This is a genomic window from Paenarthrobacter sp. R1 (assembly GCF_030264015.1).
GTDB lineage: Bacteria > Actinomycetota > Actinomycetes > Actinomycetales > Micrococcaceae > Arthrobacter > Arthrobacter ureafaciens.
In genome coordinates, this window is the sequence record NZ_CP127115.1 from 393467 (window position 1) to 410228 (window position 16762).

Sequence of the window (16762 nt, forward strand, 5' to 3'; positions counted from 1 at the left end):
GTCACCGGCCGTCACGGCCGGGGTATGCAGTTGTCGTCGGCAGGCGCTGGGCCTATGCGGGGTCGTGCGGAGAGCGGCGGCGCGGAGCGTCCATGCGGCTGGAAGCCTCAGCCACGAGCCGCCGCTTCTCCTCCGGGTCGGCACTGATCTGCGAGCGGACGATCAGGTTGGTGATCCGCTGCTCGCGCGCGACGTCGTTCAGCGCAGTGCACGTCCTGCCCTGCTGCTGGGCGAGGTCGGCCACTGCCCGGGCAAGCTCGGTGATGGCCCTGGCGATCTTGGGCATGGTCGGATCAGTCCTCTCCTGTGGTGTCTTCGTCGTCGGCGTCCGTCTGGGCGGCGGGGCCGGTGTGCCGGAGCAGGCCGCGGTAGTTGGCCTGCAGGACCGGCTGCGACTTCTTCTTCGGGTCCGAGCCGCTGTAGTGGGGGTTCATCCATTTCTTGAGCTCGTACTCGGCGATCGTCGTCTCGGGGTCGCTCATCATCTGGCCGGGGCGGATCTTCTTGTTCTTGTCCGGGCAGTGCCACAGCGGATCAGGCCGCACGATCGCCACCAGGTCGGTGATGAACTGCTTGTTGCTCACTGGCGAGCCCGAGGGCGAGACGTCGGCGAACCAGGCCTTGTAGAGGTCGTAGGCGAAGGTGAAGGGCACCAGGTCCCACACCAGCCGTTCACGGAACTCTTCCCAGAAGGCGCGCACGGGGTCGTTGGCCTCCTTGTACTCGGCCAGGACCTCCTTGGTCGCCACCGGCTCGGAGAGCTGGTAGTAGTTGCCCGGGTCGCCCGCGCCGGCGCGGTTGAGCACGTACCACAGGGCATACTCCAGGACCTCGCGGCGCTGGAGGTAGTCGTCCTTGATGTACTTGCGCTCCATGCCGGTGAAGCTCTTGTTGAACGGCACGAACAGCTGTCGGCGGTAGAAGCTCTCGGACTTGTCCTTCACGCGCGGGAATTCGTTGAGGCACTGGACCATGAAGCCGAAGAACTGGTAGGCGATCGGCATCCGGTACTTGCGGTTGATCTGGATGACGTCGTTGGTGACGATCGCCTTCAGGTTGGCCGCCTTGTCGATGAAGGTGCCCACGTCGTTCTCGTCGACGATGATCGCGTTGGCGCGTACAAGCGGCTCGAGCGCGAAGTCCTTGCCGAAGTCGCTCAGCGGGATCGAGGTGTGCGAGCGTGGCCCGCACAGGTTGCGCATGAGCGAGCACAGCGTGCCCTTGCCGTTGTTGCCCTGCTCGGAGTAGAACCAGGCCGTTTTGCCCCAGCTGACGTGCGGCCGGATGATCGCGCCGATGATCTCCCAGAGCAGCTCGGGGATGCCCTCCTCGTCGGAGAGCTCCCTGACCCAGGATTCGATGTCCCAGACCGAGCCGTCGACCGGGTGGACGATCACCGGGTTGTCCGGGTCCTCGACGTAGTCGATGTGGCATTTGGCCAGGAACACCAATGCCGGGTCGAACGGCACGAGCGATTTGGGCTCGAGGTGGAAGTCCTTGCCGCCTTCGTGGACGTCCCGGGCCTCGCGGCCGTAGTGGAACACGCCGTTGTTCACGGCGATGAGATCCCTGTGGCTGCACTGGTGCCGGCGCGGGCTGTCCTCGCGGAGCACGGCCAGGACCTCGGCGAACTCTTTGAGGGTCAGCTGGGTGTTGTACCGGCGCGCGGTGGTGCGGATGTCATCCTCGCTGGTGGTGTACGTGCCGCGGCCCGGGCCGGTGGCCTGGTACATCGCCAGCAGGTCGTACTCGCGGTCGGTGTCCTTGGCGTTGGGGGCGATGCGGATCACGTGGTGCAGGCTCAGCAGGATCTGCGCCACCTGCCAGTAGGTCAGGTGTCGGGCCAGGGGCAGCTTCTCGGCTGCCACCTTTGTTTTGCTGTTCTCGGCCTTGCAGACGCCGTTGACGATCGCGAGCAGCTGCTTTTCGAGCAGGCGCGGTGCCGGCGGAGCCGACGGGTCGATCAGCTGGAGGTATACCTCGGTCGCGCGCGTGACGATTTCGTTCTGCGGTGCGATGTCGCCGCCGTCGGCGAAGTACGTCATGACCTCGGTGAAGGCGTCGGCGACAGGGTTGGTCGAGGGGGTGCTGAAGTCCTCGTCGAAGACGGGCGTGGGGTCGTCAGGAGTCGTCATGCTGCTGTCTTTCTCGATCGCGTCGAGCACCTGCCGGCAGTAAGTGGGAAGCCGATTGGTCTCGTAATCGAATAGGAACGTGCTCACGACTCTATGCCATCCGAATGGTCTTTCGCAACGAGTCGACTGATAGCTGACTCGTGGTCCGACAGAGGTCCCGGATGATCCCGGGGCGGGGCTCGGAGGGGTCGCGCGCGAGACCCGAAGGCCACAGCGACACAACGAGAGCGTGCGGTCTGGAATGAGAAACAGCGGCTCCGGGGGCGTATGCCCCACGGAGCCGCTGTCTTCTCGTGCTCGAGCACTCCCCCGCGGGCGGCGTGAGCCGCCCGACCTCCTGTTCGGGGTCCGGGGAGTTCTTCCGACCGGCCGGCCGGGAACCTCCGGAGATGGGATCCGGCTGCAGCAGAGAGCCGATATACCCTCTAGGGGTATCGGGAGGTGTACCACTTGACGTGGTACACCTGTTTCCCCTGGTCAGGCGGGGATTTGAGGAGTTCTTCAAGAGGGATGTACCACGTGGAGATTTGTACGTGGTACAGGCGTTTGCCCTGGTCGGACGGGCTTTATATACCCCCTGTACCACTTGTACCACTAAATAAAGACTAGATATACGCGCATGGGGGATAAGAGCTCTTACTGCCTGGACGACCGGCCGCAGGCGTCCTTCACGCACATGTAAACGGTCGGAATCTGGTGGTACTCGTGGTACACCGGCTGGAAACGTTGATTTATCAGACAAAACGGCGTACCAGCTCAGCTCGGGCACGTGGTACAGACCCTCCCGGCCGGGGTCGTCCGAACCCGCGTTTGCGCAGGCCAGCACTGGGATCGAGGGGTGTACCACGATACGTGGTACACCCCTGCGTCCTCACGCACGGCCCGGCGTCCCGACAGGGCCCGGGACCGCACCTGCGCCTCCGGGTGCATGCCGCAGGTCCTGACGGCCCTGACGGGAGCGATTGCAATGGATCCGGCGTCCTCGTCGACCAGGCTTCCGAGTGATTCGGTGACAGGTCTTTGAATGGCCTCAGCAATGGGCTCCGATTGCGTTGCGCATGGTGAATTAGCCCTGATAGAGTGGGCATCGGTGTTATGGCCAGGAACCGTCACCAGGTGTTGTCACAGGAACGTGAAAACAGAAAGGCCGGAGAAGCATCCCCGTGGGAAGGGAGCTCTCCGGCCTTTCTGCGCGTTCACGCTGGCGCGAGGCTCTGGGCGCGTCGGTCGCCTAGAAGGCGGCCGCGCTGTGGCCTCGCCGGTATCCCGCATTGGGGGACTCGGGAATGTGGGCACGGACCCGGTGGCCGTCCTCGACGGCGTACAGGATCTCGTAGGTGATGGAGACGTTGCGGTTGCAGGGCATCACACCCTGCCTCCGGCGCATCTCGAGCCTGCGGTAGCCGGCGACGGACTCGGCGCGCTCGAAGAAGCGGCCGAGCATCTCACGGGCGCGTTCGTGCGCCTGCTCGGCGGTGCGGCCGCTGGTGCTCATGGTGAAGAAGTGCACAGACCCTCGATCGAAGGTCGGCCTCTCACCGGTATCGAAGTCGCGGGCGAACCGTGCGCGGCGCACTTCGCTGTCACTGGGGCGCATGAGCCGGCCCTGCGCGTCGTACGCGCACGTGTTGACAACTGCCATGGTGGATCCTCCTCCTCTCAGGTCTGGCTGACGAACATCCTTCAGCCAATCCCCCGGTGACCGGATCACCCCGGTCACCCGAGAGCAGGCCCTCCGGAGCGACCGACGGCCCACGGCCGAAAGGTCGCCCCGGAGGGCACCAGCGTCAGTCCTGCACATGATGAGCCCGGCCGCTACGCGGCCTGTGGCTCGCTTTCCCTGCAGTCTCCCCCGTCGCCGTCCCTGTCGTCCTGGGCAGGTCCGGGGGCGGGTGCCGCCATGCGGTACACCGCCAGGGCGCAGCCGAGGAACGCCGCGGTCATCAGCAGCGCTGAGACGGGGTTCGCCAGTGCGCCCAGCAGCTGGGCGGGGACAAGGACGGCAGCGAGGTTGAAGGCCAGGTGGAGCAGCACGCACGGCCACAGGACTCCGGTGCGTTCGTAGACCAGCGCCAGCAGCACGGCCAGGGGCAGCGTGGCAGCAAACTGGACGACGTTGGCGTGCAGCAGGCTGAAGCCTGCTGCGGTGACGAGCACCGCCGCGATGATGCCGACCCTGCGCCGCAGCAGCGGGTAGAGCAGGCCGCGGAATAGCATCTCCTCGGCCACCGGCGCTGCCACCAGTGCGAGCAGGAGGGCCAAGACGGGACCGGCGTCTGTCCTGGCTCGGGTCGATTCATCGAATCCCGCCGAGCCGGCCAGGGCATAGAGCCACAGGGCCAGGGACTGGCCGGCGAAGAACGCCAAGGCCAGGCACCCCAGCACCGTTCGGGTAAAGCGCGGTGTTCCGGACATCGGTCGGATCGTTGGCGCGTTGGCGAACCACCGGGGCCGGAAGAGCCTGGCAGCGCCGACGAGCAGCGCCACCATGCCTCCGAGCACCGCCGTACCCAGGACGGGCTCGCCGACTACGGAAACTACGGCAAGGCCGAGTCCGAGGTAGGCGGCGAGCACGCCGAGGGGCACGAGGACACACCACGCGATGGAGACGAGCCGGAACTTGATCGGTGGAGCGGGCATCCCCGCCTCCTTTCCGCGGTCAGGCAGACGCGGGGATCTGCTCTTCGATGACGGCCTGGACGCGGGTCTCGCCGCGGAAGGTGTTCAGCTGCAGCTTCGCGAGGAAACGCAGCGTTCCGACCTCGGTGCGGCTGGCCGACCGCGTCAGAGCCGAAATCTCCGGTTCCTTCTCCTCGGCGACGTTCCACCACAGGCAGGACAGCCCGGACCTGGTGACCAGCCGCAGATGCTTCTTGCACAGGCGGCACACGCGGTAGCCGCGGGCGTTGGTCATCAGGTTGGCGTCGGTACGCTCATGGCCGCAGTCGGTATCGGAGCCGATCCGGTCCACCCGCAGCCCGAGGGGCTCGACAGCGATTTCGACCACCGGCTCGACGAAGCCATGGCCGAAGGGCCGCAGCGCTTCCACACGCCGGACGAAGCCGACCAGAGGCTCCAGGTCGTCCAGGCCAGCATCGCAGTCCCGGTCCGGGCCCAGGACCAGGTCGGCCCGGCGCTCATCCTGGACGACAGCCAGCAGGGCAACCTGCGTGGCCTCCCGCAATGCTTCGACCAGGCCGTCGAGCAGTTCCGCCCGGTCGACCTTGACGCCGCAGGCCTGCTGGTGGCCGATGGCGCGCATGCCATCCTGGTGCTCGAGCGTGTCGATGATGCCGAACCACGACGGTGCCCGGCCGGAGCCGCCGACGTAGTCATCCGGCCCGGCGGGACGGTTGAGCACGACGACCGGGTGGCCGTGGCGCTCCATCAGCCGGTTGGCGAGCAGGCCGTACATGCCCGGGTAGGCCTCGGAGAAGTAGACCCAGGGAGCCAGCGGCTGATCACCCTCCTCGAGCTCCCGGGTGTGGACCTCGACAAGCTCCTTGCGGCTCTCGTTGGTCGCGATTACCTGGTGTGCCGCCTCGAGCATCAAGTCCTGGTCAGGCGCGGTGAACACGCCGAAGCACGGTGCGAGCGGGTCGCCCGTGCGGCGCGGGGAGTTCATCGCCGGCGCGAGGTAGAACCCGTAGAAACCCTCGTCGATGCTGTCGATGTCGCGGACCTTGCCTGCCTGGCCGAAGGCCTTCAGCAGGACCGCGAAGCCCTCGAAGGCCCGGACGAAGGCCGGGTGGTGCGGGTCGACGCGCAGCAGGTGCATCAGCGTCGCCTGCCCGACGTCGATCGCCTCGGGGTCCGGGTCGAAGCCCCAGGGGGTCGGGACCGTGCGTGGTGCGGGCGCGTACAGCAGCCGTGCGATGGACAGCGAGTCGCGCACCAGCTGCCGGTTCTCGTACAGCACGGGCATGACGTCGGAGACGGTGCCCAGGCCGGCGAACAGGCGCAGCAGGCGGATCTCCCAGAGCTTCTCCGGCCGGTGGACGCGGGCATAGGCCTCCAACACCTGGTAGAGCACGTGCGCGCCGCAGATGCCGGTGTTGGCGTAGGTCTCGTCCATCCGGCAGGGGTCGACGGTGACGTCGGCGCTCGAACCGGGTTCGAGCTCTTCGTGGTGGTCGGTGACCAGGGTCTTCCATCCCATAGCCCGGGCGGCGGCGATCCCGCGGTGGGAGTTCACTCCCCCGTCACAGGTCAGCAGGACCTTGGTGTCCGGCCACGTCGCGGCGATCTCTGCGATGTCCTCGGGCGTGAGGTCGTGGCCGCGGCGGTAGTCGGGCAGGTGCAGCTCGACGTCGAAGCCGAGCTCTGACAGTCCGGCGTAGCCGAGCACACCGGAGGAGATCCCGTCCATGTCGAAGTCAGGGGCGATGGTGACCTTGTGGCCGGCGGTCCGGGCGTCCTCCAGGGCCTCGACCATCTCGGCCAGGCCCAGGAGCTCGTCGTGTTCAGCTGATTCGATCTCGCGGAGGTACTCGTCGGTCCAGCCGCGGCGCTGGCACATCAGGGTGAACAAGTCGACGCCGTCGTCCGTCAGTGAATGGTCGTCGACGGTCTGGAGAATGGTCATGGCGGAGGGCCTCTCGATCGTGTCGAATGGTCGGATTACAGGGGTGGGGAAAGGCACCCGCTGGCAGTGCGATTTTAGCAGTGTGGCAGGTTGATTATGCTGATATAGCAGCGTTTTCGGCCTATGGTGGAAGCATTCGAAAGATCTGTCGTTCTGGCGTGCCCAAAGACTTCTCTAAGGTGGTTCGGATCGTCTACCATTCAAGACATGGCTATTCGAAATATTGTGGAGTCGGACATCAGTGGCAAGCCGGATGCTGCCACAGTCACCTTCGGACTGGGCGACACCTGGTTCGAGATAGACCTGACCGACGAAGAGCGCAAAGAGCTTGAGAAGAATCTCAAGCAATACATCAGTAAGGGGCGAAAGGCCACGAAGAAGGGCGAGAAGAAGCGACTCGTGCCCGAGACGACGCCCGAGGAACGCGAGGAGATCCGTAAGTGGGCGCGCGAGAACGGTCATGAAGTGCCCGAGTTCGGTCGCATTCCGAAAGCTGTCATGAAGGCCTACGATGAGGCACACGGCATCGAGCGGACTCTCTAACCCACCCTTTCCGCAGTCTTTCGGGCCATACCGGAAAGATTACCGGCCACCTAGTCGAATCAAGGATCAACAGCCCTGCAGCACCAGCTGCAGGGCTGTTGTCATGTCCGGGGTGTGCACTTGTCAGAAGGGAGGCAGGCGCGGGTGGATGATGTCTTCAACCTCGATGCTTGCAGCCAGGGCGCGGGAACGGGCGTGCACGGTGCCGTGCGAGAAGTGCCCGGGCGTTCCGGGCATCAGCTGCTGCCGGCCGGTGCGCTGGTCGCACTTGCTGCACAGGTCCAGGAAGGCGGCGACACGGACCTGCGCTCCCCCGGCGCGCATGGCGACGAGGGCATCGACCATCCGTTGGTTCCGGGTGAAGCCTGCCGCCTTGGGCTCGGCGCTCCAGTCGGCCGGAAACTCGATCACCTCGAAGCCGGCAGCCCGCCATAACCGCTCGGCCATGGCGTCAGCTTCCTTGGGGCAGTGCCCTGAGAGCAGCACGGGGCGGGCGACCGCCGACGGTCCCCAAGCTCTCCAGGCTTCGTTGAAGGCAGCCTTCATGGCCCCCTCGTCGTTCCAGGTGCGGGAAGCGGTCACGAGCAGGACGTGCGAGTAGGGACCGCTCACGAGATTGCCTCGAGATCAGGGGCGAGTCGAGTCCTGAGACAGCGGGATGTTCGCATGCGTGCGACTCTCTTTCAGGAAAATGATTCCACTAATGATTCAGCGTCAAGGCCTGTGCGTCGACGTACGGATCGACCAGGAGTTTCGCCCTGCGCTGCCATACCCTGGCAGACCAGGCGCGGATTCGGCCCGTCACAGCGCAGCAGTTGTCAGACGGGCCGAGTCGCGAGTCAGTCGTCCTCGAAGTGGGTCTCGATCGAGATCTCGTCCCTGTCGCCGAAGGGCACGATGTGGACGGTATGGGTGCCGTCGTCGTTGCGCGCGACGTGGACGGTGACGATCGTGCGGCTCTCTTCGTCCTCGAAGTCGACGTTGCCGATGTCCTCCGGTTCGTCGCGCATCGCTGCGAGCACCTCTGTGCGGCTCTTCTGCCAGAGCTTCGGCTCACACCGCTCTCCCGTGTCGTAGGGAGTCAGCGCCGGCTGGTTCACGGACTGCGTCATGGGCGATCGCCTCTTCTGTTTCTTGGGGGTGCAGGTGTCGGTCAACGAGTGCAGGTCCCGCCAGGGTCCGCGGCGACTCGATGTACGGTCCAGCTCCCGTGCCAGCTCCGCTGGCCTGACGGCCTACTGGTCCACCGTGTCCGGACCTGCTCCGACTGGGCCGCGCAGCGGGCCGGCCAACGGGCCGTCCTCCTCGGACGAACCTGGTGCGCAGCGCCAGGTGATCCACCGCCTGGCTGCACCCTCTGCCGCAGTTGTCCACCTGTGGACAACTGCGGCGGGGCAGGGGTGGGCGTCCTCCTCTCAAGCGCAGCGCTGGGCATAGCCGGAGGGAGCGCAGCGACTGACGGACCGGCGAGCGAAGCGAGCGGTGGAACCTGTCGGCTATGCCGACCAACAGCGTCTCGAAGCGCAGCGAGAGACCGGAGCGAAGCGGAGGGTCCGAAGGACCGCTGTTGCCAGGTTCCCTTATGCCCTTTTCCTCTCTTGCCGCCATTTCGCCATTCCACGGCTGGAGCGTTAGCGGAAGCCTGGAATACCAGGGGAAACGGCCCGTACACCCTTGACCCGTACACCCCCTCTCCATCCGCGCAGCGGGTGTACGGGTCATGTCGTTTCCGCTGGATTTACGGGCTTTTGGGCGTACAGCCCTTTTGCCGTCCGCTGTAACGCCGTACGGGTGCATCTTCCGCACCACCGCGAGGCACGAGCGGGTACCCGTACGGGTCCTCACACATAGCGTCAGCGACGTCGGGCGCAGCCCGGTCTGCACCTCTGGTGCACCCTGCTGCCGCAGGCGCATCAGACGCGGCGCGCAGCGGTCCTCCACTCCCCGCGACCTGTCGCGTCAGGCTGTGGAAAACTCTGCAGTAGAGCACCGCACTGACGTGTTGGTGCGCTTGTCGCACCGGCGTGCGGGCGCTCGTTCCGGCTGTGTCTCATGGTCGCGCCAGCACCTGTAGCACCGCGTCCGAGGCGGGCCCACAGCGCTCTCTTGCCGGGGCCTGTTCGGGGCGGGTCGTCGGTTCCCTGCTGGTGGCAGCTGCACTCACGAACGAGCGCCCGGCGCGAGTCCTCGACGTCCACCGCCGGCCGGTCCCTCGTGGACGCATCAGAAGAGGAGCTTTCCCGGGAAGTACGACATGCTCCTGGATCCATGGGGAGCTCCCTTCTTCTACAGCGTCACCGAGCCCGTCCGAGTCTCCCACCAGGTGCAGCTTCCTGCAGAGGCTCACGGGTCCTCACCCTTTGGACCGTCACCGCCCGTGAGGCGCAGCAGGAAGCGGAGCCCTCGCCCTCTCGCTCCATGCGGGGGCCTTACACCCGTCTCGCCTTCTCCCTCTGCTCCTTTTGCGGTCCCCGGGCGGGTCGGTGACGCCACGGGCGCAACCACAGTTCTTCCACCGTGCACCGACAGCTCCCCCAGCTCGTTCCGCCGGCGCTCCAGGACTGTTTCATGGTGCCGCCGGCGCGTGTTCCAGGCACTGATTCAGACCCGAATCGCTGGACTCCTTCTGGTTCCCGAGTGGACACATCAATGTCTCAGCATGGCCAGACAGGGACACAGACAGGACCATCACAAGACCCGAGAGAGTCCAGAAAGGCCATTCAGACCTCATTGAGTATTTGATGGCACACCTCGGGTCCGCTTCGGGCGTGCTGCTGGTCTTGTGGTGGTCTCCTTCAGGTCTCCTCTGATCCGGGCCTCAGCTGTGGACTTTTGCTGGTCTCTTCGAGGGCCGGGCTGTGTCCGACGTGGGACCAGCGCGGGCCCAGCGATATGCGGTGGCCTGATTGGGGTCTCCTGTCGGTCCTTCCCGGACCGCATCCCGGTCCCGGGTGAGCCCTTGATGAGTCCAGCGCCTGCCGGCTCTCTTGTTGCCCCATGGCCTTCTGCGGGTCCTGCCGGTGGCTCTCATGAGTCCCGCCGCGGCCAGGGGTCGGTCACTGCGCTACGGGGCCCGATGTGCTTGTGGCCTTTTACTGGTCTCGGCGCGGTCCTTGCAGAGACCATTGAAAGACCAGTAGAATGATGACCGATAAATGAGTCGAAAGGTCCGCGAATGGCAGTAGTGCCTCGCGGACCGCGCATGAGAGGGGGCCGCGATGACCGAGGACAGTGTCCATCAGCACGAGGGCGCGAGGGGTGCTCACGATGACCGATAAGGCCGAGCCGCGCCGTCTGCGCTGGAGCGTTCCGCGGGCCGACGAATCGACGAACCGGTGGCTGGACGAGCAGTACGACATCTCGCGCTCGCTCCAGCTGCTGATCCGCGAGTCCATCCAGCGCGACGGCTACATCGACGTGGTCAACCGCCCGGTCGAGCAGCTGCCCCGCCGCGGTCGCCCTCCGGGCGACGCCATCGAGCAGAGCCGCCCGCCGCAGGGCGAACAGGATCCCGGTCGCAGCGAGGCTCATGAAGGACAGGAGCGCGGCGACGACCGCCGCGACGAGAGCGACAGCCAGCACGAGAGTCGCGAGAGCCGCGATGAAGCGGCTGTGCCTGCTGCTGCCTCAGAGCCCGTGCGGCGCGTTGAGGTCGCCCGGATGGCTGAGCCGCCGGCTGCGCCTCCTGCGCCCAAGTCCCGCCCCATTCCCGCCGAGGAGCCTTCGGTCCCTTCGGGGCTGGACGCCTTCCTCACCCGCTGATCCGCACCGCACTTCCTGAGACACCGACTTCCTGAGAGGGACACAATCATGAGCAACACCCGCACCGCCGAGAAGACCATTCAGCTCACCGGCGGCATCGACGTCGGCAACGGCTACGTCAAGGGCGTCATCCGCGGCGAGGTCAACGGCAAGGAGGTCTTCGATACGATCGACCTTCCCTCCGCCGTGGTGAGCACCTCGCGTTCCACGCCCAAGGTGCCCGAGGCTGACACCGACGCCTTCAAGATCGTGGTGGAGGACGACTTCTACAACCGCGTCGCCGCTTCGTTCACCACTCCCCTGATCGGACACTCAGACCTGCGCACCTTCGGCCGCGCGGCCCTGAGCACCCCGGGGTCGAAGTTCACGCAGTTCGAGGTCGTCGGGTCCCGCTCGAAGGCCGACCAGGAACTGAGCTCGGTGCTCGTCCTGGGCGTCTTCGCCGCGAAGGCCCTGCGCGACCACGTCCGTGAGCACGGCGCGCTGCCCAAGCACGAGCTGCGCGCCACGGTGCGCGCTGGACTCGCCCTGCCGATCGCCGAGTACGTGCAGCGCCGCAGCGCCTACGCTGCGCAGTTCGTGGGACTCCTGGGCGCGGCTGACCCCACGGTGCACCTGGTGACCGTGAAGAACTTCTCCACGCCGGTCACCGTGCGCCTGCAGTTCGAAGACGTGCAGGTTCTGCCCGAGGGCGCGTCCGCGCAGTTCGCGATCACCGACAAGGGCGCGCCGCTGGCCCAGGCTCTTCTCGATGACCTGCGGGCCTCGGACCCCGAGGAGGCCGCGCGCCTGCAGGACGTCACGGCCGAGCTGCTGGTCGGTGTGCGCAACACCGTCGGCGTCGACGTCGGCGAGGGCACCGTGAACTTCCCTGTCTTCACTGACGGCGCGTTCAACTCCGAGGCGGCCAGCACGCTGGACCAGGGCTACGGCACCGCGCTGACGAACGCGCTGGACCGCATGAGCACGAGCGGCGACAAGGATCTGCGGTTCAAGAACCGCAAGGCACTGGCCGACTTCCTTCAGCAGGAGCCCAGCGTGTTCCTCCAGGGCCGGTTCGACCGGGCCAAGGGCTACGTGGACGAGGAGGCCGAGTACCTGGCCGAGGAGATCGGTGCGCGCTTCGAGGACGTCCTCGCCGAGGTCGGCGGCACCACCGAGGTGGTGTACGTCTACGGCGGCGGTTCGGGCCCGGTCAAGGAGATCCTGCGCCCGGTCCTGCAGAAGGCCGCCGGCGGCATCCCGGTGCTGTACCTCGACGCTGCGTACTCCCGCCATCTGAACCGCGAGGGCCTGTACCTGGCGGCGAAGGCCGTCGAGGTCCAGAAGCCCGAGGGCAAGCGCAGCAAGGCGGCGGCATGACGATCGTGCACCCGTAGCTCGGTCCAGCGAGGACTGCGGACCGGCCAGCAACAGACCAGCAACAGACCCAAGGAGGCATCAGCACTATGACTGACCACGACGAGACCAACGACGGACCCCAGAAGGACCCGAGCGAGACCCCTGAGAAGCCTTCGGGTATCGTCGCACGGCTCCAGCATCTGTACGAGGACCGACCTGTGGTCTTTGCGGTGCTCGTGATGGTGGTCTCCGGGCTGGTGTTTATACTGGGCGGAGTCCTCACCGGAGCCGTGGATCTCATCGGCATCTCTTTGCTGCCGATGGACGACATGCCGTAGCGCCGGCAGGCACAGCGCGGGCGAAAAAAAGACCTCCCCGGCGGCAGCTGATGCTGCGCCCGGGGAGGTCTTTGCCGTGCTGGTGGTTCCAGGAGAACGGGACGGTCAGTCAATGCCATGCTCGGCCGACAGGGCTGCGAGATCGTGGCTGAGATCCTCCATGGCGGTGATGGCGGCCATGGTGCACTGCTGGGTCGCCGGGCAGCAGAGCGAGCGGCGAAGACCTGCTTCGACGATCTCGACGGCAGGCATGTACTTGAAGAGCATCCGGTACATGCGCGAGTCCTGGCCGTGGCCAAGCTGGTGGCGGATGGAACCGGCGTTGTCCTTCAGGTCGCTGGCCTTGATGAGCAGCGCCCGGGAGCCGGAGCTGGCCAGCACGCCGAGGTGCTCCTCGTAGGAGGTGTTCCCGCCCGGAGTGGTCACCGCTGCGACCAGCAGCGCGACGCGCCGGCCGTACAGCCGTGTCAGGCAATCCAGGGGGTCCTCACCAGGCTGGCCGAACGCCGCAAGCAGTCCTTCGCTGCAGTCCTCGACGACATCGTGCAGCAGGGCCGCGGCAATGAGCTCAGCGTCGGTGACACCCCAGCGCAGGAGCCGCAGCGCCACGCGAAGCGGATGCTCGATGTACGGCACACGCGGCAGGTCTCCCCTAACGAAGCGGGTCTGATCGCGGTGCAGGAACGAGGCCGTCGCAGCTGCGCCGGTGACAAGTTCCGTGTTCGCGGTGCCGGGCATCAGGCGTTGGATCTCCCGCTCGAGTTCGAACACGAGCAGTGCGGAGTCCATCTGCTTGAGCGGGATGCGCGTGGTGGGCAGGGTGGTCATGGCTCTTCCTTTGTTCGGGATGGTTCTCTTGCTGTTGGAAAACACCAGGCGCTGCCCCGCAGCGCTGATCCGTCTACCCTGCAAAGAGGGAGCCCCGTCCCCCGCGCCGGAGCGCAGGAGCCGGGGCTCTGTGGACTAACAACCTGGTCAGTTGGGCCGGGCACTGTTCCGGCTGCGCAACCGCGCAGCCCGGGCCTTCAGGCCGAGCCAGCCAGCAGCCCAGACGGCACCGGACAGGACCACGAGCACCACGCTCGCTGTCCAGTGGCCGGTCCAGGCGCTGGCTGCGATCGCGGGCAGCAGGGCGAGGACGTTCAGCACGGTTCCCGTGACGAGGAGCGTCCTGCCGACATTCCGGAGGATCCGCTCGCGCCGGCCGGTGGTCTGCACCGTGTCAGGCATGGTGGTTACGCTCCTTCGTCGTGGGGTGTGTTCTCTCAGAGCTCGATCCGCTTGCCGCGGGCGAGCTCGGCAGCGGGGATGCTCAGCCGGTAGCCGCCAACCGGATAGCTGGGGTGGTCGCTGGCGACGACCGCGCAGTTCCACCAACCGGCGTGGCGCTTGCGGGGACGGGGTTCTTCCTCGCCTTCGGTGCGGGCCTCCCCGCGGTATTCGATGGGCACCACGACGACGCGGTGGCCGGAACCGCGCTCGGTGGCGTGCCAGGGCAGCTCAACGAGCAGGTCTTGGGGCCACTGCTCGATGGTGACCGGCAGCTTGGACAGTTCGTGGTTGGCCGAGCCTTCGGGCGACTGCGCGAGGCGCTGGGCCTCCTGCTCGGCGGTCTCGATGAATCCGATTTTCTCGAGAAAGGACATGGTGATCAGTGCTCCTGGTTCATGGGCTGGGAAGTCGACGGGTCAGCCTCAACGCTGGACTCGCCGCGGACGAGATCAGCCAGCGCTTGGGCGTAGGCGTCCTTGGCGCGTTCGACGGCGGCTTGCTCGTGGAGTGAGTGGATCTTTTCGCCGCCGGCGATGCGGTCCTCGACCTCGTCCATCGCCATGACGGCGGCCGCGAGCTGGACCCGGGCCTGAGCCTCGGCGCGCCGCAACTCCGGATGGAAGGCCTTGCTTGTGGCGAGCCGGTGGACGGCGGCAACGCGTTGCGCTTCAGCGTCGAGGTCGGGCTCGGAAGTGATTGCAGTGGACACGGTGATCCCCTCCTGTTTGATGAAGTCGTTTGTTCGACGCCGGACCTGGATCAGCTGCGCTGGTTCCTCAGCTCTCAGCCAGACGGCGGGAGGCCGCCTGGAAGTCCGCGAAAGTAGTCCCGCTGTGTTCTGCCTGTGTGCCGTCGACCGGGAACGCCGTGCTGCACCATCCGGCGAAGTAGTGCTGGCACAGCTCGCGGTCGGCCTGGCGGGCCTGCTCGTCGTAGACGGGCGCGCTGACGACCAGCACATCAGAGCCGAAGTCGAACGGCAGCGCGTCCTGTACGGGTACTGCGATGGTGCTCATGGCGGTTCTCCTCGGAATCCGATGGTGGCTCGGCGCTGCACCGCAGGCCGTCCTTCGTCGATGACTCCTCCGTGACAGCTCCGCTGTCACCTCCACCGGCTGCACCTGAGAGTCGAAGATGAAGACAAACAACAAGAAGGTTCCAACCCCGCGCCGGCACAGCGCAGGTGATCCGCGGCACCGGCACACCCCTCCATGCACCATGGGATAGGCTTTCGGCGGAGTTCAAAATTCAACAAAGGGAGAGATTCGTGGCGGGAAGCGCGGTCTATGGCAAGGGCTACCACGCCGGCAAGCAGGATGCCCGTACGGAGGACCTTGTCGCCGCGGGGGTCTTGGCGGCTGCAGGCCTGGTCATCGCCGGCGGCGTCAAGGTCTACCGGAAAGTCAAAGAGGCCCACGCAACCCGGCTGGAACAGCGGATGAAGGACATCGACGACGGCGGCAGCGCCGAAGATTCCGAGCAGCCGTAATGCACTGACAAAAAAGAAACCCCACCGCCGGAGCTTAAACCTCTGGCGATGGGGTCTTTATCATCCTTGTCGAAGATGGAGGGACACCTTCTTGGTGCCCCTCCTGGTTGGGTTTTCAACCGACCTTGGTCACTTGAAGGTATAGCTCGTACTGCCCGTGGTATTTGTCCGAGTCCTTATAGATGATCGTCTTGACACCTGTTCCCTTGCCGTCGTCTTCACTGACGAGACTCTCAGCTGAGGCATAGTCCAGCGTCATCACATAGGGGTCGAAAGTGAATCCCTCTGCACCTTGGGCCTGAATGCCTATCGGCCGATCTGATGCCTGCCCAAGAATCTGCTTGTCCGAAAGGCTGAGTGCGAGGCCCAGGCCTGCCTGTGTAGCCTTCTTGACAGCCACTCCTGTCGCTCCCAGCGCTTCCGCGGGAATCTGGTCGGTGGCCGATTTCATCCAAGCTGTCCAGTCGGCGAAGACGTCTTTACCACCGTCCCACTCCCAGATGGTGGGGCTGATCAGAACTTTGTCCTTCCCCTCTGTCAGGGTGAAGGTTCCAGCGTCGAGAGGCAGCCTGTCGGCCTTCGGCTGGCTGGAGAGGACCCAGGGACCATAACCGGATGTCGCCGACTCCGGGACTGAATCACCCGTCTTCAGTCCACCATTGGAGCTGCGTGATCCGGCCTGGACCCTGCCTCCCTGCCCGTTGGTGTCACCCAAGACCACGGACGTGTTCCCGCGGGCCGGACCGCGGTCCTTGCCGGTCTCGTCAACCATCCGGGCACGCACGTCAATGTAGACTTCGTCGCCCTTGCCGTCGACCTCGAGCGCGTGATCCCATGTCTCGCTCCTCACGTATAGGCCATTGATGGTGACCCGGTACGTCCCTTTTTTGGGCTCGGCAGCAACAGACTCCTGTGACGTTTCGGGAGGGCTCTGTGGTTCCTGAGTCTGCACAGGGGTATTGGTCTGAGTCGGATTCTCTGGCGGTTGGGTTGTGTGGACGGGTTCGGATGTTTGTGTCGGCGCGGGCACCGGGGCGGTTGTCTGGGGTGTCTGCGGCTGGATTATCACTCCCCCAGGGCCGCATGCCGAGAGTGCCATCGCAGTGAGTGGGAGCAGGATGCCATAAGCCCGAAGACGCTTGACGTTCATGATTATTTCCTTTCAATATTGGTTCTTCAGTCTGAAATTCTTGGACAGAGTTGATTAATTTCCGTTATGCAGAGTGCGCATTCTTTTTCCTTCCCTATTTCGTGGGAGAGAATTCGCTAGGTCGTCATATCCGGAAAGAGCGGACCG

The 16762-nt window shown here is 65.6% G+C and carries 18 protein-coding genes; 5 read left to right on the forward strand and 13 right to left on the reverse strand.

Annotated elements, in window-relative coordinates; translation table 11 throughout:
- Positions 1-52 precede the first annotated feature (52 nt).
- From QN084_RS01915 to QN084_RS01935, 5 genes are all read right to left on the reverse strand, one after another.
- Complete coding sequence (locus tag QN084_RS01915) at positions 53-286, reverse strand: hypothetical protein (RefSeq protein ID WP_069695042.1); 234 nt, start codon at positions 284-286, stop codon at positions 53-55.
- A gap of 7 nt (positions 287-293) precedes the next feature.
- Positions 294-2222, reverse strand: a complete 1929-nt coding sequence (locus tag QN084_RS01920) for a DNA primase family protein (protein ID WP_206599678.1) — start codon at positions 2220-2222, stop codon at positions 294-296.
- A gap of 1144 nt (positions 2223-3366) precedes the next feature.
- Entirely contained in the window at positions 3367-3777 is a 411-nt protein-coding gene (locus tag QN084_RS01925) for a hypothetical protein (RefSeq protein ID WP_069695043.1), read from the reverse strand.
- Between the two features lie 173 nt (positions 3778-3950).
- On the reverse strand, positions 3951-4775 hold the full coding sequence (locus QN084_RS01930) for a CPBP family intramembrane glutamic endopeptidase (protein ID WP_069695044.1): 825 nt from the start codon (positions 4773-4775) through the stop codon (positions 3951-3953).
- A gap of 19 nt (positions 4776-4794) precedes the next feature.
- A complete protein-coding gene (locus QN084_RS01935; RefSeq protein ID WP_069695045.1) occupies positions 4795-6720 on the reverse strand; it encodes a DHH family phosphoesterase in 1926 nt (641 codons plus the stop codon).
- A gap of 207 nt (positions 6721-6927) precedes the next feature.
- Here QN084_RS01935 and QN084_RS01940 point away from each other — a divergent pair, with 207 nt between their 5' ends.
- Positions 6928-7263 (forward strand): histone-like nucleoid-structuring protein Lsr2, encoded by a 336-nt coding sequence (locus QN084_RS01940; RefSeq protein WP_043427369.1) that lies wholly within the window; start codon positions 6928-6930, stop codon positions 7261-7263.
- Positions 7264-7386: 123 nt separating this feature from the next.
- On the opposite strand, the gene QN084_RS01945 is transcribed toward QN084_RS01940, so the two are convergent.
- On the reverse strand, positions 7387-7875 hold the full coding sequence (locus QN084_RS01945) for an SLOG family protein (RefSeq protein ID WP_069695046.1): 489 nt from the start codon (positions 7873-7875) through the stop codon (positions 7387-7389).
- A gap of 227 nt (positions 7876-8102) precedes the next feature.
- Positions 8103-8375: a hypothetical protein gene (locus QN084_RS01950; RefSeq protein ID WP_069695047.1), complete on the reverse strand. Its 273-nt coding sequence runs from the start codon at positions 8373-8375 to the stop codon at positions 8103-8105.
- Between the two features lie 2155 nt (positions 8376-10530).
- Between QN084_RS01950 and QN084_RS01955 the strand changes: the two genes are divergently transcribed.
- From QN084_RS01955 to QN084_RS01965, 3 genes are all read left to right on the forward strand, one after another.
- Positions 10531-11025, forward strand: coding sequence for a hypothetical protein (locus QN084_RS01955; RefSeq protein WP_069695048.1), 495 nt, complete (start codon positions 10531-10533; stop codon positions 11023-11025).
- A 48-nt stretch (positions 11026-11073) separates the two neighbouring features.
- Positions 11074-12387: an acetate and sugar kinases/Hsc70/actin family protein gene (locus tag QN084_RS01960; protein WP_069695049.1), complete on the forward strand. Its 1314-nt coding sequence runs from the start codon at positions 11074-11076 to the stop codon at positions 12385-12387.
- 86 nt (positions 12388-12473) lie between these two features.
- Positions 12474-12704, forward strand: a complete 231-nt coding sequence (locus QN084_RS01965; RefSeq protein WP_069695050.1) for a hypothetical protein — start codon at positions 12474-12476, stop codon at positions 12702-12704.
- Positions 12705-12809: 105 nt separating this feature from the next.
- Here QN084_RS01965 and QN084_RS01970 read toward each other — a convergent pair whose 3' ends face one another.
- The 5 genes from QN084_RS01970 to QN084_RS01990 all read right to left on the reverse strand — a co-directional run bounded on the left by QN084_RS01970 (position 12810) and on the right by QN084_RS01990 (position 14992).
- On the reverse strand, positions 12810-13532 hold the full coding sequence (locus tag QN084_RS01970; RefSeq protein ID WP_069695051.1) for an HD domain-containing protein: 723 nt from the start codon (positions 13530-13532) through the stop codon (positions 12810-12812).
- 147 nt (positions 13533-13679) lie between these two features.
- Positions 13680-13934, reverse strand: coding sequence for a hypothetical protein (locus QN084_RS01975; RefSeq protein ID WP_139126764.1), 255 nt, complete (start codon positions 13932-13934; stop codon positions 13680-13682).
- Between the two features lie 35 nt (positions 13935-13969).
- Positions 13970-14350, reverse strand: a complete 381-nt coding sequence (locus tag QN084_RS01980; RefSeq protein WP_139126765.1) for a hypothetical protein — start codon at positions 14348-14350, stop codon at positions 13970-13972.
- Positions 14351-14355: 5 nt separating this feature from the next.
- Positions 14356-14685, reverse strand: coding sequence for a hypothetical protein (locus tag QN084_RS01985; protein WP_069695052.1), 330 nt, complete (start codon positions 14683-14685; stop codon positions 14356-14358).
- Positions 14686-14752: 67 nt separating this feature from the next.
- Positions 14753-14992, reverse strand: coding sequence for a hypothetical protein (locus QN084_RS01990; protein ID WP_069695053.1), 240 nt, complete (start codon positions 14990-14992; stop codon positions 14753-14755).
- A 251-nt stretch (positions 14993-15243) separates the two neighbouring features.
- On the opposite strand from QN084_RS01990, the gene QN084_RS01995 reads away from it, so the two are divergent.
- Positions 15244-15465, forward strand: a complete 222-nt coding sequence (locus QN084_RS01995; protein WP_069695054.1) for a hypothetical protein — start codon at positions 15244-15246, stop codon at positions 15463-15465.
- A gap of 115 nt (positions 15466-15580) precedes the next feature.
- Here the strand turns inward: QN084_RS01995 and QN084_RS02000 are convergent, their stop codons facing one another.
- Positions 15581-16315: a hypothetical protein gene (locus tag QN084_RS02000; RefSeq protein WP_069695055.1), complete on the reverse strand. Its 735-nt coding sequence runs from the start codon at positions 16313-16315 to the stop codon at positions 15581-15583.
- Positions 16316-16762 lie beyond the last annotated feature (447 nt).

Coding starts and splice junctions, on each gene's coding strand:
- QN084_RS01915 (WP_069695042.1), bottom strand. CDS start 286: ATGCCCAAGATCGCCAGGGCCATCACCGAGCTTGCCCGGGCAGTGGCC.
- QN084_RS01925 (WP_069695043.1), bottom strand. CDS start 3,777: ATGGCAGTTGTCAACACGTGCGCGTACGACGCGCAGGGCCGGCTCATG.
- QN084_RS01930 (WP_069695044.1), bottom strand. CDS start 4,775: ATGCCCGCTCCACCGATCAAGTTCCGGCTCGTCTCCATCGCGTGGTGT.
- QN084_RS01935 (WP_069695045.1), bottom strand. CDS start 6,720: ATGACCATTCTCCAGACCGTCGACGACCATTCACTGACGGACGACGGC.
- QN084_RS01940 (WP_043427369.1), top strand. CDS start 6,928: ATGGCTATTCGAAATATTGTGGAGTCGGACATCAGTGGCAAGCCGGAT.
- QN084_RS01950 (WP_069695047.1), bottom strand. CDS start 8,375: ATGACGCAGTCCGTGAACCAGCCGGCGCTGACTCCCTACGACACGGGA.
- QN084_RS01955 (WP_069695048.1), top strand. CDS start 10,531: ATGACCGATAAGGCCGAGCCGCGCCGTCTGCGCTGGAGCGTTCCGCGG.
- QN084_RS01960 (WP_069695049.1), top strand. CDS start 11,074: ATGAGCAACACCCGCACCGCCGAGAAGACCATTCAGCTCACCGGCGGC.
- QN084_RS01965 (WP_069695050.1), top strand. CDS start 12,474: ATGACTGACCACGACGAGACCAACGACGGACCCCAGAAGGACCCGAGC.
- QN084_RS01970 (WP_069695051.1), bottom strand. CDS start 13,532: ATGACCACCCTGCCCACCACGCGCATCCCGCTCAAGCAGATGGACTCC.
- QN084_RS01975 (WP_139126764.1), bottom strand. CDS start 13,934: ATGCCTGACACGGTGCAGACCACCGGCCGGCGCGAGCGGATCCTCCGG.
- QN084_RS01980 (WP_139126765.1), bottom strand. CDS start 14,350: ATGTCCTTTCTCGAGAAAATCGGATTCATCGAGACCGCCGAGCAGGAG.
- QN084_RS01990 (WP_069695053.1), bottom strand. CDS start 14,992: ATGAGCACCATCGCAGTACCCGTACAGGACGCGCTGCCGTTCGACTTC.